The organism is Rheinheimera sediminis (genome assembly GCF_004005375.1).
Lineage (GTDB): Bacteria > Pseudomonadota > Gammaproteobacteria > Enterobacterales > Alteromonadaceae > Pararheinheimera.
Genome location: NZ_RZUF01000002.1, coordinates 230,731 through 253,459, shown reverse-complemented (window position 1 = coordinate 253,459; position 22,729 = coordinate 230,731). Strand labels below are relative to the sequence as shown.

The following is a 22,729-nucleotide window of genomic DNA, read 5'->3' as shown; positions in this document are numbered from 1 at the left end:
CCTACTGAAGTAGGTGGTTTAGGGCCGAAAACAAAAAACCTGCCGAAGCAGGTTTTTTCATGTTGGCTTGATGTCGACCTAATCAATGTCGGATTTCGTTTTTTAATAAATTAAATCAACAACATATCTAAATTTAAGTCATTTAGCCTAACCAGACTCGTGCGTTGCGGAACATCCGCATCCACGGGCTGTCTTCCTGCCATTCATCCGGATGCCAACTGTTTGCCACAGTGCGGAATACCCGCTCAGGGTGAGGCATCATAATAGTGACACGGCCATCCGTCGTAGTTAACGAGGTAATACCCAACGGCGAACCGTTTGGATTCGACGGGTATTGAGTGGTTACATTACCGTAGTTATCGACAAAACGTAACGCCACTGTGCCACTTTGATCCGCAGCGTGCAGTGCTGTTTGCGATGCAAACTCGGCATGACCTTCACCGTGGGATACGGCGATAGGCATACGGGAACCGGCCATGCCTTTAAAGAATAAAGAGGCACTTTCCTGCACTTCGACCAGACTGAAACGGGCTTCAAAACGCTCTGATTTATTACGGACAAAACGAGGCCATAAATCTGCACCAGGGATCAGGCTCTTCAGATTCGACATCATCTGACAACCATTACAGACACCTAAGCTGAAGGTAGTTTCACGTTCAAAAAACGCTGCGAATTCAGCACGGGCTTTGTCGTTAAACAGCACTGACTTAGCCCAGCCTTCGCCAGCCCCCAATACGTCACCGTACGAGAAGCCACCACAAGCCACTAAGCCGTTAAACTCAGCCAATGAACGGCGACCTGACAAAATGTCGCTCATATGCACGTCAACCGCATTAAAGCCGGCTCTGTTGTAGGCCGCTGCCATTTCAACATGAGAGTTCACGCCCTGCTCACGCAGAATAGCTACTTTAGGCTGTAAGCCTTTGAGGATATAAGGGGCTGCCACATCTTCATTCAGGTCAAAGCTTAATTTTGCATTTAAGCCTGGATCTGTGACATCAGCTTTAGCAACGAACTCCTGACGGGCACCTTCAGGGTTATCACGCATTAGTTGCATCTGGTAAGTAGTTTCGGCCCAGACAGTACGCAAGGTAGTGCGGCTGTTGCTATACACCAACTGCTCACCACGGCTTACCTGAATTTGATCGTCCGTAGTGACTTCACCTAACAAATGCGACACTGCAGATAAATTATGCTGAGCTAAAATCGCCTGCACTACAGGCAAGTCGCTGTTTGCTACTTGAATGACAGCACCTAACTCTTCGCTGAACAGCACGGCTAAATTGTCTGTGCCTAAAGTCTGGATATCCACTTTGACACCAGCTTTACCGGCAAAAGCCATTTCAGCCAGCGTGACAAACAAACCACCGTCAGACCTGTCGTGGTAGGCCAGTAATTTCTGCTGAGCCACTAAAGCCTGTACTGCCTGATAGAAGTTCATCAGTAATTCAGGGCTTTCCAGATCCGGCGCTGTTTGACCTAACTGCTTATAGACCTGAGCTAAACAAGAAGCGCCTAAACGGTTGGCGCCTTGGCCTAAATCCAACAGGATCAAGCTGCTTGCACCTTTGTCCGTGCGCAGCTGTGGTGTCACAGTACGACGTACATCTTCAACACGAGCGAAGGCTGTGATAATCAAAGATAAAGGTGAGGTCACTGTCTTCTGCTCACCATCCTGTTGCCAGCTAGTTTTCATCGACATCGAATCTTTACCTACAGGGATAGTTAACCCCATAGCAGGACATAACTCTTCACCTATGGCTTTAACCGCCTGATACAAACCAGCGTCTTCACCAGGGTGACCTGCAGCAGACATCCAGTTCGCCGACAGTTTGATATGTTTAATATCACCAATCTGAGTGGCCGCAATGTTAGTAATAGATTCAGCGACAGCTAAACGGGCAGAAGCAGCAAAGTCTAATAAAGCGACTGGCGTACGTTCGCCCATAGACATGGCTTCACCATGGTAAGTGTCGTACGAAGCCGCAGTCACACCACAGTTCGCTACCGGCACCTGCCATGGACCTACCATCTGATCACGTGCCACTAAGCCTGTGACTGTCCGGTCACCTATGGTGATCAGGAAGGTTTTTTCAGCAATAGTAGGTAAACGCAATAAACGCTCAGCGGCATCAGCTACTGTCACGCCGTTCAGATCTAAGGCTTTGCCTTCTGTCACTTGAGTTTTCACATCACGGTGCATTTTAGGCGCTTTGCCCAGCAGTACGTTCAGTGGTAAATCAATAGGTGTATTGCCAAAGTGCTTATCTGACAAGGTCAGGTGGTGTTCAGCTGTCGCTTCGCCTACTACAGCGTATGGCGCGCGCTCACGTTTACAAATTTCCTCAAACACTGGCATTTGATCGGCAGGAATGGCCATCACATAACGTTCTTGCGATTCGTTACACCAGATTTCCAGTGGTGACATGCCAGGTTCGTCGTTGGGCACGTTGCGTAATTCGAACTTACCGCCAACACCACCGTCATTCACCAGCTCAGGGAAAGCGTTGGATAAACCACCAGCGCCTACGTCATGGATAAAACAAATAGGGTTTTTATCGCCCAGCTGCCAGCAGCGGTCGATCACTTCCTGACAACGGCGTTCAATTTCTGGGTTTTCACGTTGTACAGAAGCAAAATCTAAATCTTCAGCCGACTGGCCTGAAGCCATAGAAGAAGCAGCACCACCACCTAAACCAATATTCATGGCCGGACCACCCAGCACCACTAACTTGGCGCCAACAGGTAACACACCTTTTTGCACGTGCTCTGCACGGATATTACCTAAACCACCGGCAATCATAATAGGCTTGTGGTAACCACGAATTTCTTCGCCATTGTGACTTGGTACTTTTTCTTCGTAAGTACGGAAGTAACCCAGAATATTCGGACGACCAAATTCGTTATTAAAAGCAGCGCCACCTAAAGGGCCATCCGTCATGATGTCTAAAGCTGTGACTATACGGTCTGGCTTACCAAAATCGGTTTCCCACGGCTGTTCAAAACCAGGGATCCGTAAGTTGGATACAGAAAAACCAGACAAACCGGCTTTTGGTTTAGCACCTACACCAGTGGCGCCTTCGTCACGGATTTCACCACCAGAACCAGTCGCTGCGCCAGGGAACGGAGAAATAGCTGTTGGGTGATTGTGAGTTTCCACTTTCATCAACACATGAATATCTTCATGGCTGTAGCCATATTCCTGAGTGTCAGCAGACGGGAAAAAACGACCGGCTTTTGAGCCTGTCATGACAGCGGCGTTGTCTTTATAGGCTGACAACACATGTTCCGGTGTTTTTTCAAAGGTATTTTTAATCATTTTAAACAGCGACTTCGGCTGTTGTTCGCCATCTATAGTCCAGTCGGCGTTAAAAATCTTATGACGGCAGTGCTCAGAGTTGGCCTGTGCAAACATATAGAGTTCAATATCATTTGGGTTACGGCCCAACTGATTAAAATTCGTCACCAGATAATCGATTTCATCGTCGGCTAAAGCCAGGCCCATATCGATATTGGCTTTCACTAAGGCCTCGCGGCCACCTGAGATAATATCCACTGAACTTAAAGGCGCTGGTTCAGCTTTATGGAATAAAGCGGAAGCTTGTTCAAACTCGCTAAACACCACTTCCATCATGCGGTCGTGCACTAAGCCTTTTAACTGCTGCAGTTGAGCTTCAGTTAAAGTCGCGCTGGTCTGAACATAATAAGCCACACCACGCTCTAAGCGTTTCACCTGACTCAGACCACAGTTATGAGCTATATCAGTCGCTTTGGAAGACCATGGAGAAATAGTGCCAGGACGTGGTGTCACCAGCAGCAACAAACCTTCTGGTGTGTGGCTGACGATAGTAGGTCCGTAAGTCAGTAACTTGCTTAAGGTTGTCTGTTGTTCAGCCGACAGTTCGCTGCTTAAATCAGCGAAATGCATAAATTCGGTATAAACCCCACGAACAGGCAAATTGGCTTTAACACAAAGATCGATGAACTTCTGAACTCTAAACTCGGACAGTGCAGGTGCACCACGCAGGATCAACATAGGTTTTTTTTCCGTTGGTTGAGCGACAATGGAACCCAAAATCAGGCGCCGCATTATAAAGAAAAAACGCCGCCAATGGTATGAATAAGATCTGACGGCCAACAGGAATTTTGGTATAAATGGCGAAGGTTTAAAGCAAAGGCATAACCGGATGATTCGATTTGGTATTTTAGGAGTGGTGCTGGCAGCAATAGTTTCTTGTACTCCAGTACAGGAGCCTATTCAGCTTCATGAAATATATCAAAGAGATAGCATTCGCGTTGGCATTTTAAACAGCCCAACGAGTTACTATATAGGAGCTGATGGACCAACAGGTTATGACTATGAACTATCAGTGGCTTTGGCAGAAAGATTAGGCGTTGAACTTCAGCTGTATCCAAGCTATCAACGTGAAGAACTTTTGTATAAACTCGATTCTGGTCAGGTTGATTTCATAGCGGGTGGGTTAGCAGTTACGGAGAGCCGCAAACAAAAGTACCGAATTGCTCCTGCTTATTTATGGCGTAATGAAGTATTGGTGTATCGCAAAGGCCAGAATAAGCCAGCAAGTTTTAACGATATTCAACAACCTGTACTGGTACCTAAAGACAGCTCACTGGCTGACACATTAAAAGAAATTCAAAAAGACCATCCACAATTGCAATGGCAGGAAAGCGAATCAGAGGATGCGGACGAACTGCTGCAACAAGTTGAGGATGGCAAAATTCCTTACACTCTGGTCGACTCTAACCTATTGGCGGTGAACCAGCGGTTTTTCCCAAATCTGACGGTTGCCTTTAAAGTAAAAGAGCAACAACCTGTGGCCTGGTTGATGAGTAAAAAGGCAGATGACTCATTTTGGGCTGTGCTTATTGAATTTTTTGGTCAAAATTATCAGTCAGGCGATTTACTCAGCTTAGAAGATAAATACTTCGGTCATATCCGCCGTTTTGATTACATAGCGACTCTGGACTACATCAAAGCTATTGAGAAAGATTTACCCCGTTATCAGCCATTATTCGAAAAATATGCCGGTAATTTCGACTGGCGTTTATTGGCGGCTATAGGTTATCAGGAGTCAAACTGGCAGCCTGATGCCCGGAGCTCCACAGGTGTAGTAGGTTTAATGATGCTCACTGTCAGTACAGCGCAAATGATGGGCGTAAATAGTCGCCTGGACCCGGCGCAAAGTATCAGGGGAGGTGCGAAGTATCTGCAACGAATGGTTGAACGAATACCTGAACGCATTCAGATGCCAGACCGGCTTTGGTTTGCCATTGCCGCCTATAATATTGGCTGGGGCCATGTTGAAAGCGCGCGTATACTAACAGAGCGTGATGGCGCGAATCCGGATCAATGGCATGAAGTAAAACAACGCCTGCCTTTATTGCAACAAAAACGCTATTATCAAAACACCAAGCTTGGCTATGCCCGGGGCGCTCAAGCCGTCTATTACGTGGAAAATGTGCGCCGCTTCTACGATACGCTGTTATGGGTTGATGAAAAGAAAAAAACTGAACAAAGGTTAGATCAGCAAAAACAGCGACTTAATGAGCAATTTGGTGATAAAGCATTAAATTCAACAGAAAAGTCAGGGAATTTATAAGATTCCTTATTAGTCTAATTATTGTAACTGCAATCTTAAGCTTTTATAGTAGCAGCACTAATTTGGAGTCATTGAATGTTAAAACGTAAAAAACCCACAATGTTGCGCAAACGTCGATTAATGGATGTTGCATCCAGTAGAAGGCGGGTGAGCCGCAATATGACGATGCTAAAATTGAACAGACGCCGTCGCTCCTTTCAATCTATTGAGGATTTAGCCAGCGCCACTGAAGTTATTTCTTGATAGGAAAATCAGCGCTAAGCCTTTGTTTTTCTAACTGTTTTAAAGATTTCTTTTCTGCCCTGCGACGGCGGAAAAATTCAGAAAGTTTATCAGCACATTGCTGCATCAAAAGACCATCCGATACATCAAGCTGATGGTTTAATACTGGATGACGCACGACATCAAACACTGAACCTGCAGCTCCTGTTTTGGCGTCTTTTGCGCCAAACACCAAACGTTTTACTCTGCTGTGCACCAAAAGCCCAGCGCACATAGCACAAGGTTCCAGAGTGACATACAAGGTGCAATCCACCAGGCGGTAATTGCCAATTTTTTCTGCCGCTTGTCGAATAGCTATCATCTCAGCATGAGCTGATGGGTCGTTTAACTGAATCGATTGATTCCAACCCTCCCCCAGCACCACACCGTCTTTCACCAGCACAGCACCTACCGGAATCTCACCACTTTGCTCAGCCTTATCGGCCAGCTGCAAAGCATACTGCATCCAGTATAAATCATGTTCTGCTGTCACTTCTGCCTCTTGTGTTACTGCTGGATCTAGCTAATTTTACCAGCTTCAGTTAAGTTTTTGACTATATTTTAGTGAGTTTACTTAATGATTAATCTATAAAAATAAGCTAAGCATTTGAATAAAAACAAGATATTAACTATGGTATAACACTTGCTGTTTGTTATACGCTCATTTATCAGTTCAATTTTTACAAATTTAGGGAAGGAATATCATGGGACCATTTGAAATAGGTTTTGTCGCTGTTGTTGGCGCTTTTGGTTATGCTTTTTATGAAAACTACACTAAAACACAAATCAAAATGAAAAGTGCTGGCCAGTCGAGTGACGAAATTAAACAGCAAATAGAGCAGTTAAAACAACGGGTGGCGACTTTAGAGGCGATAGTCACAGATAAGTCCTATCAGCTAAAACACGAAATTAATAAGCTGTAAAAAGCGCAAGGGGCAGATTAAATCTGCCCCTTGGAATATCCAAAGTCATGTAGGGGTGGGGCTTGCCCCCACCCGTCTAGAATCCTACACGAAGGATAAACTATTCCCACTCAATAGTTGCTGGTGGCTTACCGGAAATGTCGTACACCACCCGGGAAATACCATTCACTTCATTGATAATGCGGTTCGAGATCTGACCTAACAGCTCGTACGGCAAATGTGCCCAGTGCGCCGTCATAAAGTCGATAGTCTCAACTGCACGGATAGAAACGACCCAGTCGTATTTACGACCATCTCCCATCACACCAACAGATTTCACTGGCAGGAATACAGTAAAGGCCTGGCTAACTTTGTCGTACCAGCCAGAATTACGCAGCTCTTCGATAAAAATCGCATCAGCTTTGCGTAATAAATCACAGTATTCTTTTTTCACTTCACCTAATACACGCACACCTAAACCCGGGCCTGGGAACGGGTGACGGTACAGCATGTCGTATGGCAAACCTAAAGCTAAACCTACTTTGCGTACTTCATCTTTGAAGAGTTCACGCAGTGGCTCAACTAAGCCCATTTTCATATCAGCAGGTAAACCGCCAACATTATGGTGCGACTTAATCACATGAGCTTTACCGGTTTTAGAAGCGGCAGATTCAATGACGTCAGGGTAAATAGTGCCCTGAGCTAACCACTTGGCATTGGTCAGTTTTTTCGCCTCTTCGTCAAATACTTCAACAAAAACGCGACCGATAATTTTACGTTTGGCTTCAGGCTCAGCTTCACCTTTTAAGGCGTCGAGGAAACGGTTTTCAGCTTTAACATGGATAATGTTCAGACCAAAATGATCACCAAACATATCCATTACCTGAGCAGCTTCGTTTAAACGCAACAAGCCGTTATCGACGAATACACAGGTCAGGTTTTTGCCGATAGCGCGGTGCAACAGCATGGCAACCACAGAAGAGTCGACACCACCTGATAAACCTAAAATCACCTGATCATCACCCACCTGCTTTTTGATGTTGGCAATAGCGTCATCAATAATAGTGGCTGGAGTCCAGAGTTTTTCGCAACCACAGATATCGACCACAAACTGCTCTAACATACGCAGGCCCTGACGGGTGTGAGTCACTTCAGGGTGGAACTGTACACCATAGAACTGACGGGCTTCGTCAGCCATAGCAGCATGAGGGCAAGTTGGTGTTTGCGCAGTCGTAACAAAACCTTCTGGGATTTGTACCACTTTGTCACCATGGCTCATCCAGACATCCAGTAAGCCATGACCTTTTTCGTTCAGGTGGTCTTCAATACCGGTGAACATGGCATTTTGGGCAATCAGTTCAACCTGAGCATAACCAAATTCACGATGGTCGGAACTGGCCACTTTACCGCCCAGTTGTTCAGCCATGGTTTGCATGCCGTAGCATACGCCCAGTACAGGCACACCGGCTTCAAATACATAAGAGGGCGCACGAGGCGAGCCAGCTTCAGTCACACTTTCAGGGCCGCCAGATAAAATAATACCAGTTGGAGCAAATTCAGCGATTTGTTCAGCAGTAACGTCCCATGCCCACAGCTCACAGTAAACGCCAATTTCACGCACACGACGGGCGATCAGCTGAGTGTATTGCGAACCGAAGTCGAGGATCAGAATTCGATGGAAGTGAATGTTTTTGCTCATAATCACCTTGTAGTAACAAATGTCGAATGGATAAAACACAGAGGCTGGCAATTCGCCAGCCTCTGATTAAGCGGTTAACCTAAGCGGTAGTTTGGTGCTTCTTTGGTGATTTGCACATCATGCACATGCGATTCACCCATACCAGCAGAAGTTACTTTGACGAAGACCGGCTTAGTGCGGACTTCAGCAATAGTAGAGCAACCTGTTAAGCCCATAGAAGAGCGCAGACCACCCATTTGCTGGTGAATAATAGTGCCGATTGGGCCCTTGTAGGCTACGCGACCTTCAATACCTTCAGGCACTAACTTCTCAGCGTTATTGCTGCCCTGGAAGTAACGGTCTGATGAGCCATTACGCTGCGCCATAGCACCTAATGAACCCATACCACGGTAGGATTTGTAGTAACGGCCCTGATACAGCTCAACATCACCCGGCGCTTCTTCAGTACCGGCAAACATTGAACCTACCATCACGCAGTGCGCGCCAGCTACTAAGGCTTTAGCGATATCACCTGAGAAGCGGATACCACCGTCAGCGATAATGCAAACGTCCATGCCCTGTACGCCATCTACAGCATCAGAGATAGCTGTAAGTTGCGGTACACCACAACCAGTGACAATACGGGTGGTACAAATAGAACCTGGGCCTATGCCCACTTTTACAGCGTTGGCACCTGCTTCAGCTAAGGCTTTTGCACCTTCAGCTGTAGCCACGTTACCGGCCACTATTTGTAAATCAGGGTACATAGCACGGGTTTGACGCACGCGATCTAACACGCCTTCAGAGTGACCGTGTGAGGTATCTATTAATAAAATATCCACACCAGCTTCAACTAAAGCAGCAATACGCTCGTCTGTGCCAGGGCCTACACCCACAGCAGCGCCGACACGTAAGCGACCAAACTCGTCTTTACAGGCGTTTGGTTTGCTGGCGGCTTTGTTGTAATCCTGTACTGTGATCAAACCTTTGAGTTTAAAGTCATTGTCGACCACTAATACTTTTTCAATGCGGTGTTTGTGCATTAAAGCTAAAGCTTCTGCACGTGGGCCAGCTTCGTTCACTGTGACTAAACGCTCTTTTGGCGTCATCACAGAAGAAATAGCCAGCTGTGGATTGGTTTCTACATTCAGGTCACGACCTGTGACTATGCCAACCAAATTGTTGTCAGCATCCACTACAGGGAAACCAGAGAAACCATGCTGAGCAGCCAGTTGCTGCACTTCACGGATACTTTGTTCCGGACGCACAGTGACAGGGTCTGATACCACACCACTTTCGTATTTTTTTACTTTACGAACATTGGCTGCCTGCTCTTCAATGGTCATATTCTTGTGAATAAAACCTAAACCGCCTTCCTGTGCTAAAGCAATAGCTAAACGAGCCTCGGTAACGGTGTCCATAGAAGCCGATACCATAGGAATATTTAACGTAATTTTGCTGGTCAATTGAGTCCGCAAGTCTGCGGTATGGGGTAACACAGTGGAGTGTGCCGGTACAAGTAACACATCGTCAAATGTAATGGCTTCTTTCACGATCCTGAGCATTGCAACAATCTCGCTGTTATAAAAAAGAGGGGGGAATGTTGCGGCGCAATTTTATCCGCTTTTGCGCTTTGCCACAATCAGTTTTTCGCTTTTGTGTTACATTAACCACAAAGTAAGCCCCAAAGTAATTGGAGTTGCAGCTCAAAGACCTGCAGGGGCGTGGTTTATCCGCGCCCATCTCAATGTAAAACCAATATTGAGAACATGCAGTCAACAAAGCTGCGGCTTCAAGTAAGAAGGGGATTGAGGAATTCCTTTATGTCGCAAGCTGATATTTATACTGTCTCCCGCTTAAACTCTGAAGTTCGCCTGACCCTTGAGCTGCAATTTCGTCAGCTTTGGTTAGTGGGTGAAGTGTCTAATTTTATCGCGGCCTCTTCTGGTCACTGGTACTTTTCGTTGAAAGATCAGGCCGCTCAGGTGAAGGTGGCGATGTTTAAACAAAGCAACAGATACGCCAGCCTGCAGCCAAAAAATGGTCAGCAAATACTGATCCGCGCCCGTATCAGTGTGTATGAGCCCCGTGGTGAATATCAGTTATTGGCCGATATGCTGGAGCCTGCAGGTGACGGTTTACTGAAGCAACAATACGAACAAATCAAAGCCACATTGGCCGCTGAAGGTTTGCTTGCGCCAGAGCGCAAAAAGCCGCTGCCGAAAAAAGTACAAAAAGTAGGAGTGGTCACCTCCCCGACTGGCGCTGCCATTCGCGATATCATTACAGTACTAAAACGCCGGGCACCAGCCTTAGAAGTGATCATTTATCCTTGTTTAGTACAAGGCACTCAGGCGCCAGCGCAAATTTATAACGCCATTCAAAAAGCTATAACCCGCAATGAAGTGGATGTGCTACTGATTGGCCGTGGTGGTGGCTCGCTGGAAGATTTATGGTGTTTTAACGATGAACAGGTGGCACGTTTAATAGCACATTGCCCTATTCCAACCGTCAGCGCTGTAGGTCATGAAATTGACTTTACCATAGCCGACTTTGTTGCTGACGTGCGCGCAGCCACACCATCAGCTGCAGCTGAGCTGGTCTCACCGGATCAGCAACAACAACTGCAGTTAGTGCAATCGGCGGAGCAGCGACTGCAGCGTTCGATGCAAAGCTATTTACGGCAGCAGCAACCCCGTTTAACGGCCTTGGTGCACCGATTAACTTTGCTTGACCCAGCACGGCGTTTACAACAACAGCAGCAGTACCTGGATGAATTACAGATGCGGTTGCAAAACGCCTTATTGCGACGTATCGACAAAGCGGCACAACAACAGCAGTTTTTGCAACATCGCTTGCAACAACTGACGCCACTGGTACGGATTAAACAGCAGCAACAAAAGCTGAGTCAGCACAACCATCAGTTACACCAGTCCATGCAGCAGTTGCTGAAACAAAAACAACAGCAGTGGTTATTGCAAAGCAGCCGTTTGCATACAGTCAGCCCTCTGGCCACTTTAGAGCGGGGTTACAGCATCAGTTTTGACGAACAGCAGCAAGTGATTACTGATGCATCATCTCTTGCGGTGGGACAGCAGATAAAAACTCAGCTGGCGAAGGGGCATTTTATCGCCCGTATAGAACAGGTTTCTGCAAACTCTGATGCAACAAACTGATGCAGCATACTGATATCAGGCAAATAGCCACAGAATTAGTGCAACTACTTGGACCAACAGACTGGGCCATAGGCGGCAGCTTTTTATTGCAGTGTTATGGCATTGAGCCACAAGCCAGGGATTTGGATTTAGTCTGCACGCTGCAGCGCTTTGAAGAGTTTAAAACCTTGCTGAGTCAGTATGCTCAGGTTGTGCCTGTATCGCTGCACCCCATTTATCGCAGCAAGGGCTTTGCTCGGTTTCGTAAAAATGGCCTTGAGCTCGAACTGATGGCGGGCATACAAGTGCTCAAAGACGACGGCTTGCAAGCGTTTGAGTTTCTGCCTGAAAAAACCAGCTGGCAACAGGATTTACCGCTGATGCAGTTAGCTGACTGGCTGGAGTTGTATCAGCTGTTTGAGCGGCCCAAGCGGGTTAAACAGCTGCAGTACTACTTGAACTCAAACCCTGAAGTCATTCGTTCACAAATATAAAAAACCAAAACTCGCCCAAGGCTCACGGCTGGGGAGCTTTCAGTGCTTGTAATTTTTGCCGCCGTCACCACGAAAGACAAGCGACTACTCGCTTCTCATCAAGCTGCAGCACAAAAGACCAACCATTGCGTTCACACAGCCTTTGTACTATCCCCAGCCCCAGGCCATAGCCGTGAGACGACGCCTCCACGGCCAGCCTATAACCTTCGTCAGCATAGCTATTCCGGTGATTGGTAATCAATAGCTCGCGCTCTTTAATAAGAATCGAGATCGGCCCCTGCCCTGTGTGCGTGTGCTCAAACGCATTTCGCACTAGATTATTAACCGCTATAGAAAAAGCCTGTTTATGCCCGCGAACGTAAGGGTTTTCGATATGGTCAATTTCAACATCAACCAAGTTGCGGTTCAGCAAGTGGCGCTGTAGATCGATCGCCTGCCTCACCAGCGGCGTCACTAAGAATTGCTCCTGGTATAAGTCGTCATCCGTTTCGCGGGCGAGGCACAAGAACATTTCAATGGTGGTTTTCATGTCCAGAGTCGCACGTCTCACTCTATCCAGCGCCAGCACATCGGTCGCTGACAGCTCACTTTGTTCCAGCAGCTCAAGCGCGCCTGTGATGACAGTGATGGGAGTGCGTAACTCATGGCTGGCTGAACTGGTAAAATCCCGCTCCCGCGTCACAAAAGCGCTGATACGCTCCAGAGTTTTCTCAATGGCCGCAGCGAGCACGCCAACCTCGTCATCACCAAAACGGCCAGAATCTATGCGTTTATAATCCTCGGCCGATAGATGTTCCAGATCGATGTCTGCCACCGCTTTGGCGAGTTCTGCCACAGGAGCAACAGCTCTGCGCATCACCACAACGCCCAGCCCAAAACCAAGCACACCAAGCGTACCCACCACAGCTGTGATCACCAGCAGTAACCACCAATCTTCTGATGACGCAGCCTCAATACCGGCAACGTCAAACACCACAAAGGCGTGTTGCTGTTCGTTGCCGCCAGGCTGCTGTTCACTGCTTACAGGTACGACCGCGACATGCAACTCTTCTGCCTCAAATTCGTACAATCCTTGCGTTGGGTTCGTCTGAGCCCAAGCCTGTAGTGATTCCGGCAGGCTGGCAACGTTATCGTAGCCGCGAAGGTTCATCGTTACTGTGGGATAACTTTTGGCGGCAACCTCCAGCTGTTGCATCAGCACACGGTCTTCGCTCAACCTGATCGCACCAAAAAAAGCAAAGCCCCAGACCAGGCTGAGCACAGCAACACAGATAGCAAATGCAAAGGCGACACGCTGGCGTAAACTACGGCGATACATGACTAAGTATCCTCCGCAAGTCGGTACCCGATACGATGCACAGTATGAATAAGCGGGCTATCAAAGGGCCTGTCTATCGCCTGGCGCAGCTTGTACATATGCGAGCGAAGTGCATCACCATCAGGCAGCTCGTCTGCCCACAACAAGGTTTCGAGAGCTTCGCGATCCACCACAGCAGGCGCCTCTTCCATCAATCGTTGCAGTAGTTTCATGCAGGTCGGGTTAAGATCGACTCGCAGCCCGGCGCGATACACTTGCAGCGTCGACTTATTCAAAGTCAACTCACCCACTGTGAGCAGGTTGTCGGTTTTACCGTGACTGCGTTTGTAAAGTGCCTGTAATCGTGCGTGCAGCTCTTGCAATGCAAATGGCTTGACCAAGTAGTCATCGGCTCCCGCCTCAAAGCCCTTCAGTTTATCGTCCAGCGTGTCCCGCGCAGTCAGCATCAATACTGGTTTATCTATGTTGGCATCAGCGCGCAGCTTTTTGCAGAAACTCAGGCCATCCATACCGGGCAGCATCAGGTCCAATACAATAACGTCGAACGGGGTCGTCAACGCCAGGTGCATCGCGCATATACCGTCGTAGGCAAAATCCAGAATATAGCTATGCTTTTCAAGATAGGCGGCAATGTTCGCACATATATCGCGGTTATCTTCGACAATCAACACTCGTACTGGCGCTGCACCCGATTTTTGGACCATCTGCTGTTACTCCTTACCCGTTCTTATCAAGCCTTAGCCCTCGCCACTACCAAGCGTAGTCAAATCGAAGACCAATCAGTGGCTCGGCTTCGCTATCGTCCTTCACTTCAACACCCCTGCGATAGTCAAACTCGTTGTCATCGCTGGACGAAGCTGACGTGACGTTGATGACATCGAGAAAGGCAGTGACATCTATAGGGCCAAATGCGCGTCTATAGTCCACACGAAGGTTCAACAAGCCTGAACCGCTTTTACGACCGACATTACGCTCTGTGATCTCTTTCGAGTAGCGCAACGGTTGACCGGCGCCCAACACGTCTGAATGAATAATAAAATTGTCGTCTGGTCTGCCGGAAAGATATTTGTAGCGCCCGGCGACCTTCCAGCGATCATTGATTTCCCAGGTCAGGCCAATGGTAGCCACATGGTCGCGATTGAATTCGGCGGCTACGTCACCCCGACCATCTTTGCGATCCACTACGGCATCGTTGTAGGAATAGGTTGCACTAGCGTAAAGTCCTTCGAAAATTGTTCCGTTAAGCACTATATCGACGCCGTACGATGTGCCGTTACCCATATTGGCAAAGGTACCGCTTGCTCTATCAAGGTCGACCACCAGGTCGTCGAGCTTTTGATAATAGGCCTCAGTCAACACCGACCAATTGGTGTTCGGAAAATATTTGAAACCTACGCTACTATGGCTGATTTTTTCGTTCTTCAGGTCGTTTGACTCGTTAGCAGCCAGGTATAAAAACCGTGGCGACTGATGAAAAAGTCCTGCACTCGCAAAATATCTGACCTTACCAGCCGGCTGCCAGTTAAGGCTGAACCTAGGTGACACTAAGCTTTCGTCGGCAAAACCGTCCCGCTCCACCCGTAAGCCAGTGCCAAAATCCCAATCACCCAGCTCAAAAACCTGATTAACGTAGCCAGCATAGCTGGTTTCTTTTTGCTTTATTGAAGAATTGATGTTCTCTGGAGTCAGCACAATAAAGAGCTGCTGTGGGTCTGGCCTGAAATCATCGTCGTCGTACACAAAGCGGTTCCAATCGCCATCTAAGACCGTATTGTAGTCCAGATCAATTTGCGTGATCTGGCTACCTGCACTAAATAAACCCCATTGATTCGTTGTCTCAAAATCGCTTCGCCAGCCCGTCTCCGTTTCTTTTTCAGCTATGGTAAGAATGTCTTCCCGCACCGGAAAATCAGACGCAGGCGATCCTGCTGGTACCAGATCAGGAAAGGCTTCGCCCTCTGAGCTTACCTTGTTGCTTTTGCGGTAGTAAACTTTATTGGTCCAGACTGAATCTTCACCTAGCAATGATCGCAAGGTCAGACCATACAAATCACTATCTTGTTCAGCAGACTGCAGCGCAGCATCTTCGAAATTGGGCGATGCAAAAACGTGAGTGACGTCGCGAACATAGTCTTCGTGGGTATCCATCAGCAGAATTTCAAAGGTATGGTTCTGATTGATGGGTATAACCGATTTTAGGATGATATCTCTTAACACAGGCTCGCCAATATCCAGCTCTTCGATAGTTTCAAACAAGGCGCCGAAGTCCAATCGCCGTGCAGAAAACAGCATTGTAGAGTCATCCGTAATACCTGTAGGGCCATCGTAACCCACTTCATAACCTGCCAGGTCGTAGCGAAAACTGGCTGAAGGACTTGGATTGCCATCGGCAACGTCCAGTTTGAGTAGCGATGCTGCCCGGCCACCATAAGCAGGCCCCCAACCACCAGGCGAGAACTCTGCACCGCCGATCACGTTCGGTGCGAAAATCGAGAAACGACCACCACCACCGACATCTTCCTCTTCACCCAAAGTGGCATCAAAGTGCACCGCTTTATCAAAGGGAAAATCATCAACGAATAACAAATTATCTCTTGGGCCACGGCCACGTACACTAAAGCTGGCGAATTCACTGGCGGACGCCAGGCCTGGCAATCCGTCTAACGACAGCAGCGGATCTGCACCTCCGCCTACAGCGCTTGCCAGGGCTTCTCTGTCGAGATAAGTGCTGGAGCCTGATGCAAAAACATCAGATTGTCGCCCCCGAACCTCAACGACCTCAATGGAGTGCTCTTTAAGTTCGAATTCTATTTTGATAGTTTTGCGCGTCACCACCCGCACACTGGGCGCATTCAATGAAGCAAAGCCGATTTTGGCAACGTCCACCGAGTACAGGCCTGGCTCAAGCTGCTCAACAAGGATGCGACCTTGTTCGTCAGTTTCTAACGTTTGTGTGGCAGAGCTTTCCCGTTGCTTAATAGTGATCTGCACCTTTGACAGTGGCCGGTCAGTATTCTCATTTTTAACAATAAAAGTCAGCGCACCAGGCGCCTCTGCTGCATGGGTAAAAAGTGGCAAGCCCATCAGCAGCGCCCACGGAGTCAAGCACGATATTTGTCTGAATTGCTTGATCATAAATGTCATCCCTCTAAGAGTTAACCACGATACCTGTTGTCTACTCATCTCGCTAACCTCCAAAAATCGACCGTATTTATTTGAAGAAACGCATGGAGGCTAGCAGAGCCAATGTGACTAAAAAGTCGCCAAACTATGAAAGTTACATTAGAGGCAGGATATTGAATGCGCATGAAACACCCCGGATGGAATACGAGTTTCAGTGTCTTGTGGGATGTTTTTTGGCACTGTAGGTTGTACTCGCTGCGCAGCAGCAGTACAACACAACAAATAAGCTTTAGCTGGCCCCGAAGTGAGTATAAAGCCCGGCCCATACCAGTAGTTGGTATGGGCTTTTCTGATTGGCAGCTAGGAGCGAAATGCGGAAATAACGCCTGCGGAATAGGGGGTGAGCTTGCAAGATTTATAATTCTCGCGTTTGTTATGTGTTTACTTTTGGTTCTTCGTGTTTTCCTTTGGACCCAATGTGAACTTTGATTTTTTTCCTTTTCTAACTTTGGCTGCATCCGGGAATAATTCCACCATTCTTTCTGTGGACACACTTAACCAATTAGTAGCCTTAAGCAAGGAATGAACTATATAAGACAAATCTGTTCGATTTTGAACGCCAGAACCACGGCCGTTGGCTTCATTACGATAGTAAGAAATCGGCAATATATGCGTGTAGTTTGAAACTAAGTCATAAAACGCATTGAAATCACCAATATCGACATCTAATTTCTTAAGGAGGTCTTCTCGGGATGGGATCATTAGAGCTTTTCCAGTCAACAATAGCTTTTGCAGCTTTGATGGAAGTTCATTAAAGAACTCAGCACTCTGTAGGCGCTTCTGCAGTTCGACTTGCTGCTCTCGAAAACTTGCTTCATCTTCGGCACATCTAATATTTTGGTGAAGCCTTATCCGACGAGTACAGTCATTGAGGTGCATAACATTTAGTTTTACGTACCATTCATCTTCACTAATTGGCATTTCAGATAAATAGAAGAACAGAAGATACCCCTCCATCAATGCACGAACATGAGGAGCGATAAGACTAAAATCCCAGCTCTCGTAATCTCTTTTCGCCCAACGAGTTTTCGGCAATGCCGATATAAGCCCTACAGAATGGATGCACATTCTTGTAAAGATATGAGAGGAATAACCTTTGTAAGGAGCATACCGGCTCCCCGTAAAGTTACTGACGGCACAAGCTTCACAGACAGCTTTATCAAATGCACTCATAGCAACATGAAAATCATCCATTGTGTAGCAAACAGGCTCATCTTCCAACGTAACTACCTCATAAACATATAACGGGCCAATAAAGCTTGGCTAAAATTAGTGACGAAGTAGCGCAAGCCAAGCTTTATTCGTCCCTTTTTAAGGTGCATTATGCACGAGGCTTGTAGCCTAGATCGATTACAAAGTTCGCTAAAGGTGAACCTGAAATATCAATTTCATATGCTGTACACAATAACCCAATTGCTTTAGCAAATTTAACCCTTACTCTTTGAAGATGCTTAAACATTGCTTTATTGTCAGATGCAGTTGAACCTTGTAACTTGTGCAGATTCATTAACTCTTCACTTAGTAACAAAACTAGATGGAGAACGACAATAGATATATATTCATCGTTGCAATTAATGCGTAACGTCTCTGTTTTCACCTTTATTTCTTCTAAACTTTTTATAACGGCAGGTAAAACTTCTTGATGGAAAGGAGCTGTTAATACTTGTTTAGGTTCCAAGTATTTTATGTAGCTTTCGATTTCTTTTTTATTAGGATTACCTTTAAGCAAATCTTTTAGGGTCACTCCTGAAATGGAAGCGCTAGACCCTACGACAGAAATAACATCTACGATAAATGACATAATTTCCCTATATGCATAACATTTGTATATAACGCATGCGCTTTTGGCTTCTTAGACCAGTGCGCAGCAGCGGTTAATAGCTCCTTAAAATCAACCATTTCCGAAAATTTGTCCAGTCTTTGTTTGCGGGATCACGCGCATGCGTATTATCCCATTCTATGGGCATGTTATCTAACCAGCGGCCATTGATAACTCTCTAATTTTTATGTTGTTACTGTTTGGAGAAATGCCATAGTGAGAACAAAACCGAGCAGAGGTAATATGGACCGTATAGAGTCACAACTATGTCCGCTTTTGGCACGCTGCCGACTTTCGCATATGTTTTTTTCTCAGGCATTTTAAGTGACAGCTGGGTACCAGCTACTGGCACCAAATCCCCATTGGGGCGCGAGCCGGACAAAATTGGGTGGCCAAGGTTTTAAGGCTGGGAGTGTCTGAGTGAGGAGCGGTAGCGACGAGCGAGTTACCCAGTCGCCTTGGACGCACGATTTTGGGCCGGGCTTTCGCTGCGACCTGGGGTCGCCTTTTCTTTGGATACTTTCTTTTGGCGAAGCAAAAGAAAGTATCTCGCCAGCGGCGAAACGCTTTAAAGTAAGAAATCTAGCCGTCAACAACAGTTACAACTACAGATGTTCCCCAACCGCGAAACGCATTGGATTCAAAAGGTGATCTTATTTATTGCGGCAAGTTACTTTGTTGTACTGCCGCTGCGCGTCGAGTACAACCTACAACGCGGCAAGCATAAGCTACCGAATTGGCGCAACACCTATACCTGCTCAGCCCCATTAATCACAGCTTCAATATGGTAACCATCCAGGTCAATGACAAAAGCTGCATAATATTCATCGCCGTAATCTGGCCTCAGGCCTGCAGCACCATTGTCTTTGCCACCATGCAGTAAAGCAGCTTTATGGAACTCATCTACAGCACTACGGCTTGGAGCAGCGAAGGCCAGATGAAAGCCTGGTACTGAACCTGACAAAACCTGTGCTCTGAGTTTGATGGCAAACTTATCGCCACCATTGCTGTAGCCATAACCTACAGCACAATCCGGGTCATCATCGCTGATATCATCCCAAACCCGGACATAACCTAAAGCAGATAACACAGCGTCGTAAAAAGCTGCTGAACGATAAATATCAGAAACACCAAAAGAAACATGATGCAGCATAAAACCTCGAGTAAGGATGGTTGATTTAGGAGTGGCGGTATATCACAACCTGCATATTTGACACTATTTAGCGGGCAAGGATAAACCCTGATTGGCATTGGATTGGAATTATAGACGGGCGGGTACAAGACCCGCCCCTACAATTGGTTTGTGAATGCGGTGGGCAAATGGCTGAACCCAATAGAGACGGGCAGTTATCGGCGTTTTTCAAGCTAGTTATCATCACAGCCCCAACAATCCCCGACATGCACAAACCACAAACAACAAGGCCAGCTTTCGCTGGCCTTGTAAAACTTACTTCTTATTCACCAGATTCGCTCTGGCTTTTAAGATACGATCCCGTTTGTACTGCTGATTTGGTGTCAGCATATTACGTTTGCCGGCGAACGGGTTTTCGCCTTCGCGGAATTCAATCCGCACTGGCGTGCCCATCATCTGCAGCGATTTACGGAAATAATTCATCAGATAACGTTTGTACGAATCTGGCAGATCGTCTACCTGAGTACCGTGGATCACGATAAGAGGCGGATTGTAACCACCGGCGTGAGCGTATTTCAGCTTCACACGACGGCCTTTCACCATAGGTGGCTGGTGATCTTCCACTGCCATTTTCATAATACGGGTTAACAGCGCCGTACTGACACGACGGGTGGCCGAGTCGAAGGCTTCTTCTACTGATTCAAATAAGTTACCTACGCCTGAACCATGTAGTGCAGAGATAAAATGCAGGCGGGCAAAGTCGATAAAGCCTAAACGTCTGTCGAGTTCACGTTTCACATCATCTTTAATGCGATCGTCCAGGCCATCCCATTTGTTGACGGCTATCACCAGTGACCGACCGGCATTGAGCACAAAACCTAAAATACTTAAGTCTTGATCCGAAATACCTAAACGGGCATCCAGCACTAAAATCACCACGTTGGCGTCTTCAATGGCCTGCAGAGTTTTAATCACAGAAAACTTTTCGACCATGTCGTCAATTTTGCCACGACGACGCACACCAGCCGTATCAATCAGGGTGTATTCGCGCTCTCCGCGAGTCATAGGGATATAAATCGAATCTCGTGTTGTGCCTGGCATGTCGAATACCACCACACGCTCTTCACCCAAAATACGGTTGGTCAGCGTAGATTTACCAACGTTGGGACGACCCACTATGGCCAGCTTGATATGCTGATCCTTAGCCTGAGTGATGTCCTCTTCGCTTTCCTCTTCCAGTTCTTCCGGTAATTCTTCGCCCTTTTCAATAGCGGCAATACGCTGTTGTTGCTGTTCAGACAACATAGGCAACAAGGCATGTTGCAGCAAAGACACCACGCCACGGCCATGCACAGCGGCTATAGGATAGACATCACCCAGCGCCAGGCTATAGAAATCCGCTGTGGCTGTATCCGCATCTAAGCCATCGGTTTTATTGGCGACTAAAAACACTTTTTTATTGATGCGGCGTAAGTGCTGAGCTATCGCATCATCTGCCACCATAGCGCCAGCACGGGCGTCGACCATAAACAGAACTATGTCAGCTTCGTCTATCGCTTTGAGTGACTGCTCGGCCATTTCCACTTCAATGCCTTGCTCATTGCCGTCGATACCACCGGTATCCACCACAATAAATTCATAACCTTCGTATTTGACTGAACCGTATTTGCGGTCGCGCGTCAGGCCCGGGAAATCTGCCACTAAGGCGTCCCGGGTGCGGGTCAAACGGTTAAATAATGTTGATTTTCCAACGTTGGCTCTGCCAACCAAAGCCACTACAGGTAACATGGTTTTACCTCAAATAAAATTACTATGTATCCTTGTGGATACCGCGGGCCAACTGGCCTTATTACTCAATGATACCGAACTATGAAAGTTCTCATCAGCACGAAAATCATTATACGCTATGAAACAACAAGGTCGGAGACGATATTTCATCGACCCCGACCTTAGTACATCTTGTATTCTGTTGCTTAAGGTAAGCGTATTAAACTTAGCTCACCATCCCGTGTTTGGATCACTAATTCATCGGCTGAGCTTACACCCTGCACATAAAAACCAGAACCATAAGATTCCCTGGCAACGAAGTCACCGGTGTTTTTATCCAACCAGAATAAGTTACCTTCCACATCTCCAATAGCCAAATAGTCTTTATACACTGTAGGTCCCGTCAGGAAGTGCTTATGTAAACCGAATTGTGACCACTGCTCTAACCCATTGCGGCGGTCTATCGCAAAAATTTTCCCGACACTGTCGACCAGATAAATCGTGTTACCTTCAATGGCCATATCACGGAAGCTGGCATATTCGCGTTTCCACATCACACGGCCAGTCCGTAGCTCTAGTGCCACTAATTCACCATTAAAAGCAATGGCGTAGATAGTTCCATCAATGATGATGGGAGTAGCATCTACATCAGCCATACGGGATAAATCCGTAGCGCCTTTTGGTACTGCGATAGCAACATCCCAGGCCAGCACACCTTTATCTGCGATCAGTACTGAAACCTTACCTGCACCGCTGCCAAAAATAACACCGCCACTCGCTACTACTGGTTCACTGGTACCACGTAAGCTTAATAATGCACTTTCCTGCTCATACATCCAGCGCTGCTCACCTGTGTCCGGATGCAATGCAAACATATAACCAGCAGAGGTATTGACCAGCACATAACCTTCGCCTGCTGCAGGTTTGGCAATAACTTCACCTTTCACCTTCACCCGCCATACCAGCTCACCTGTCTCAGGATCTAACGCCAACACATCGCCATTTTCTGTGCCTACGAATACTTTATCGTAACCGTAGCTTACGCCACCTGAAACACGTGCTGTTTCAGAGTTCCAAAATTTAAGACCGTCCAGAAAACTACCAGTGCCATCATCACGCACGTCGAAAGTCCAGAGACGATCACCGGATTCACGATCAAAAGCCATCACTAAACCAGCCCGGCTGGCTGCAAAGACTTTATCCCGATAAATGAAAGGACGCAGTGCTGAGTCATAGTGCTCAACGCCATTACCAACGGACGCGCTCCAAATTTCTTCGGGTTCAATTTTGTTGTTGATTTCCGGGTAGACCAATTCGTCTTTGGAAGAACAAGCAGCCAAAGTCGTCAACAACACCAGCATTAAGCCGATACGGGACCTGAATAACTTCACTCTTACAC

General features: G+C 47.1%; 16 protein-coding genes. 4 read left to right on the top strand and 12 right to left on the bottom strand.

Annotated features, from left to right (window positions below; genetic code table 11):
- Window positions 1-142: 142 nt before the first annotated feature.
- Window positions 143-4,036 carry a phosphoribosylformylglycinamidine synthase gene (gene purL, locus EMM73_RS02195; RefSeq protein ID WP_127684824.1) on the bottom strand — a complete coding sequence of 1,298 codons (3,894 nt, stop codon included), beginning with the start codon at window positions 4,034-4,036 and terminating at the stop codon, window positions 143-145.
- Window positions 4,037-4,187: 151 nt separating this feature from the next.
- Between purL and mltF the strand changes: the two genes are divergently transcribed.
- Window positions 4,188-5,621, top strand: coding sequence for a membrane-bound lytic murein transglycosylase MltF (mltF, locus tag EMM73_RS02190; protein ID WP_127684823.1), 1,434 nt, complete (start codon window positions 4,188-4,190; stop codon window positions 5,619-5,621).
- A 232-nt stretch (window positions 5,622-5,853) separates the two neighbouring features.
- Here the strand turns inward: mltF and tadA are convergent, their stop codons facing one another.
- Complete coding sequence (tadA, locus tag EMM73_RS02185; protein WP_127684822.1) at window positions 5,854-6,375, bottom strand: tRNA adenosine(34) deaminase TadA; 522 nt, start codon at window positions 6,373-6,375, stop codon at window positions 5,854-5,856.
- Window positions 6,376-6,586: 211 nt separating this feature from the next.
- Here tadA and EMM73_RS02180 point away from each other — a divergent pair, with 211 nt between their 5' ends.
- Window positions 6,587-6,805 carry a hypothetical protein gene (locus EMM73_RS02180; RefSeq protein ID WP_127684821.1) on the top strand — a complete coding sequence of 73 codons (219 nt, stop codon included), beginning with the start codon at window positions 6,587-6,589 and terminating at the stop codon, window positions 6,803-6,805.
- Between the two features lie 100 nt (window positions 6,806-6,905).
- Here the strand turns inward: EMM73_RS02180 and guaA are convergent, their stop codons facing one another.
- Both guaA and guaB read right to left on the bottom strand, forming a co-directional pair.
- Window positions 6,906-8,483, bottom strand: coding sequence for a glutamine-hydrolyzing GMP synthase (guaA, locus tag EMM73_RS02175; protein ID WP_127684820.1), 1,578 nt, complete (start codon window positions 8,481-8,483; stop codon window positions 6,906-6,908).
- A 74-nt stretch (window positions 8,484-8,557) separates the two neighbouring features.
- Window positions 8,558-10,027, bottom strand: coding sequence for an IMP dehydrogenase (guaB, locus tag EMM73_RS02170; protein ID WP_127684819.1), 1,470 nt, complete (start codon window positions 10,025-10,027; stop codon window positions 8,558-8,560).
- A gap of 258 nt (window positions 10,028-10,285) precedes the next feature.
- On the opposite strand from guaB, the gene xseA reads away from it, so the two are divergent.
- A complete protein-coding gene (gene xseA / locus EMM73_RS02165) occupies window positions 10,286-11,638 on the top strand; it encodes an exodeoxyribonuclease VII large subunit (RefSeq protein WP_127684818.1) in 1,353 nt (450 codons plus the stop codon).
- Complete coding sequence (locus EMM73_RS02160) at window positions 11,638-12,111, top strand: hypothetical protein (RefSeq protein WP_127684817.1); 474 nt, start codon at window positions 11,638-11,640, stop codon at window positions 12,109-12,111. The genes xseA and EMM73_RS02160 overlap by 1 nt, the downstream gene beginning before the upstream one ends.
- A gap of 64 nt (window positions 12,112-12,175) precedes the next feature.
- Here the strand turns inward: EMM73_RS02160 and EMM73_RS02155 are convergent, their stop codons facing one another.
- The 8 genes from EMM73_RS02155 to bamB all read right to left on the bottom strand — a co-directional run bounded on the left by EMM73_RS02155 (window position 12,176) and on the right by bamB (window position 22,721).
- Window positions 12,176-13,429, bottom strand: coding sequence for a sensor histidine kinase (locus EMM73_RS02155; RefSeq protein WP_127684816.1), 1,254 nt, complete (start codon window positions 13,427-13,429; stop codon window positions 12,176-12,178).
- 2 nt (window positions 13,430-13,431) lie between these two features.
- A complete protein-coding gene (locus tag EMM73_RS02150) occupies window positions 13,432-14,133 on the bottom strand; it encodes a response regulator transcription factor (protein WP_127684815.1) in 702 nt (233 codons plus the stop codon).
- 46 nt (window positions 14,134-14,179) lie between these two features.
- A complete protein-coding gene (locus EMM73_RS02145; RefSeq protein ID WP_127684814.1) occupies window positions 14,180-16,564 on the bottom strand; it encodes a TonB-dependent receptor in 2,385 nt (794 codons plus the stop codon).
- A gap of 429 nt (window positions 16,565-16,993) precedes the next feature.
- Window positions 16,994-17,833 (bottom strand): DUF5677 domain-containing protein, encoded by an 840-nt coding sequence (locus EMM73_RS02140; RefSeq protein ID WP_127684813.1) that lies wholly within the window; start codon window positions 17,831-17,833, stop codon window positions 16,994-16,996.
- Between the two features lie 100 nt (window positions 17,834-17,933).
- Entirely contained in the window at window positions 17,934-18,413 is a 480-nt protein-coding gene (locus tag EMM73_RS02135) for a hypothetical protein (RefSeq protein WP_127684812.1), read from the bottom strand.
- A 766-nt stretch (window positions 18,414-19,179) separates the two neighbouring features.
- Complete coding sequence (locus tag EMM73_RS02130; protein ID WP_127684811.1) at window positions 19,180-19,584, bottom strand: VOC family protein; 405 nt, start codon at window positions 19,582-19,584, stop codon at window positions 19,180-19,182.
- A gap of 294 nt (window positions 19,585-19,878) precedes the next feature.
- Window positions 19,879-21,351, bottom strand: a complete 1,473-nt coding sequence (gene der, locus EMM73_RS02125) for a ribosome biogenesis GTPase Der (protein WP_127684810.1) — start codon at window positions 21,349-21,351, stop codon at window positions 19,879-19,881.
- A gap of 185 nt (window positions 21,352-21,536) precedes the next feature.
- A complete protein-coding gene (gene bamB / locus EMM73_RS02120; RefSeq protein WP_222422570.1) occupies window positions 21,537-22,721 on the bottom strand; it encodes an outer membrane protein assembly factor BamB in 1,185 nt (394 codons plus the stop codon).
- Window positions 22,722-22,729: the final 8 nt, after the last annotated feature.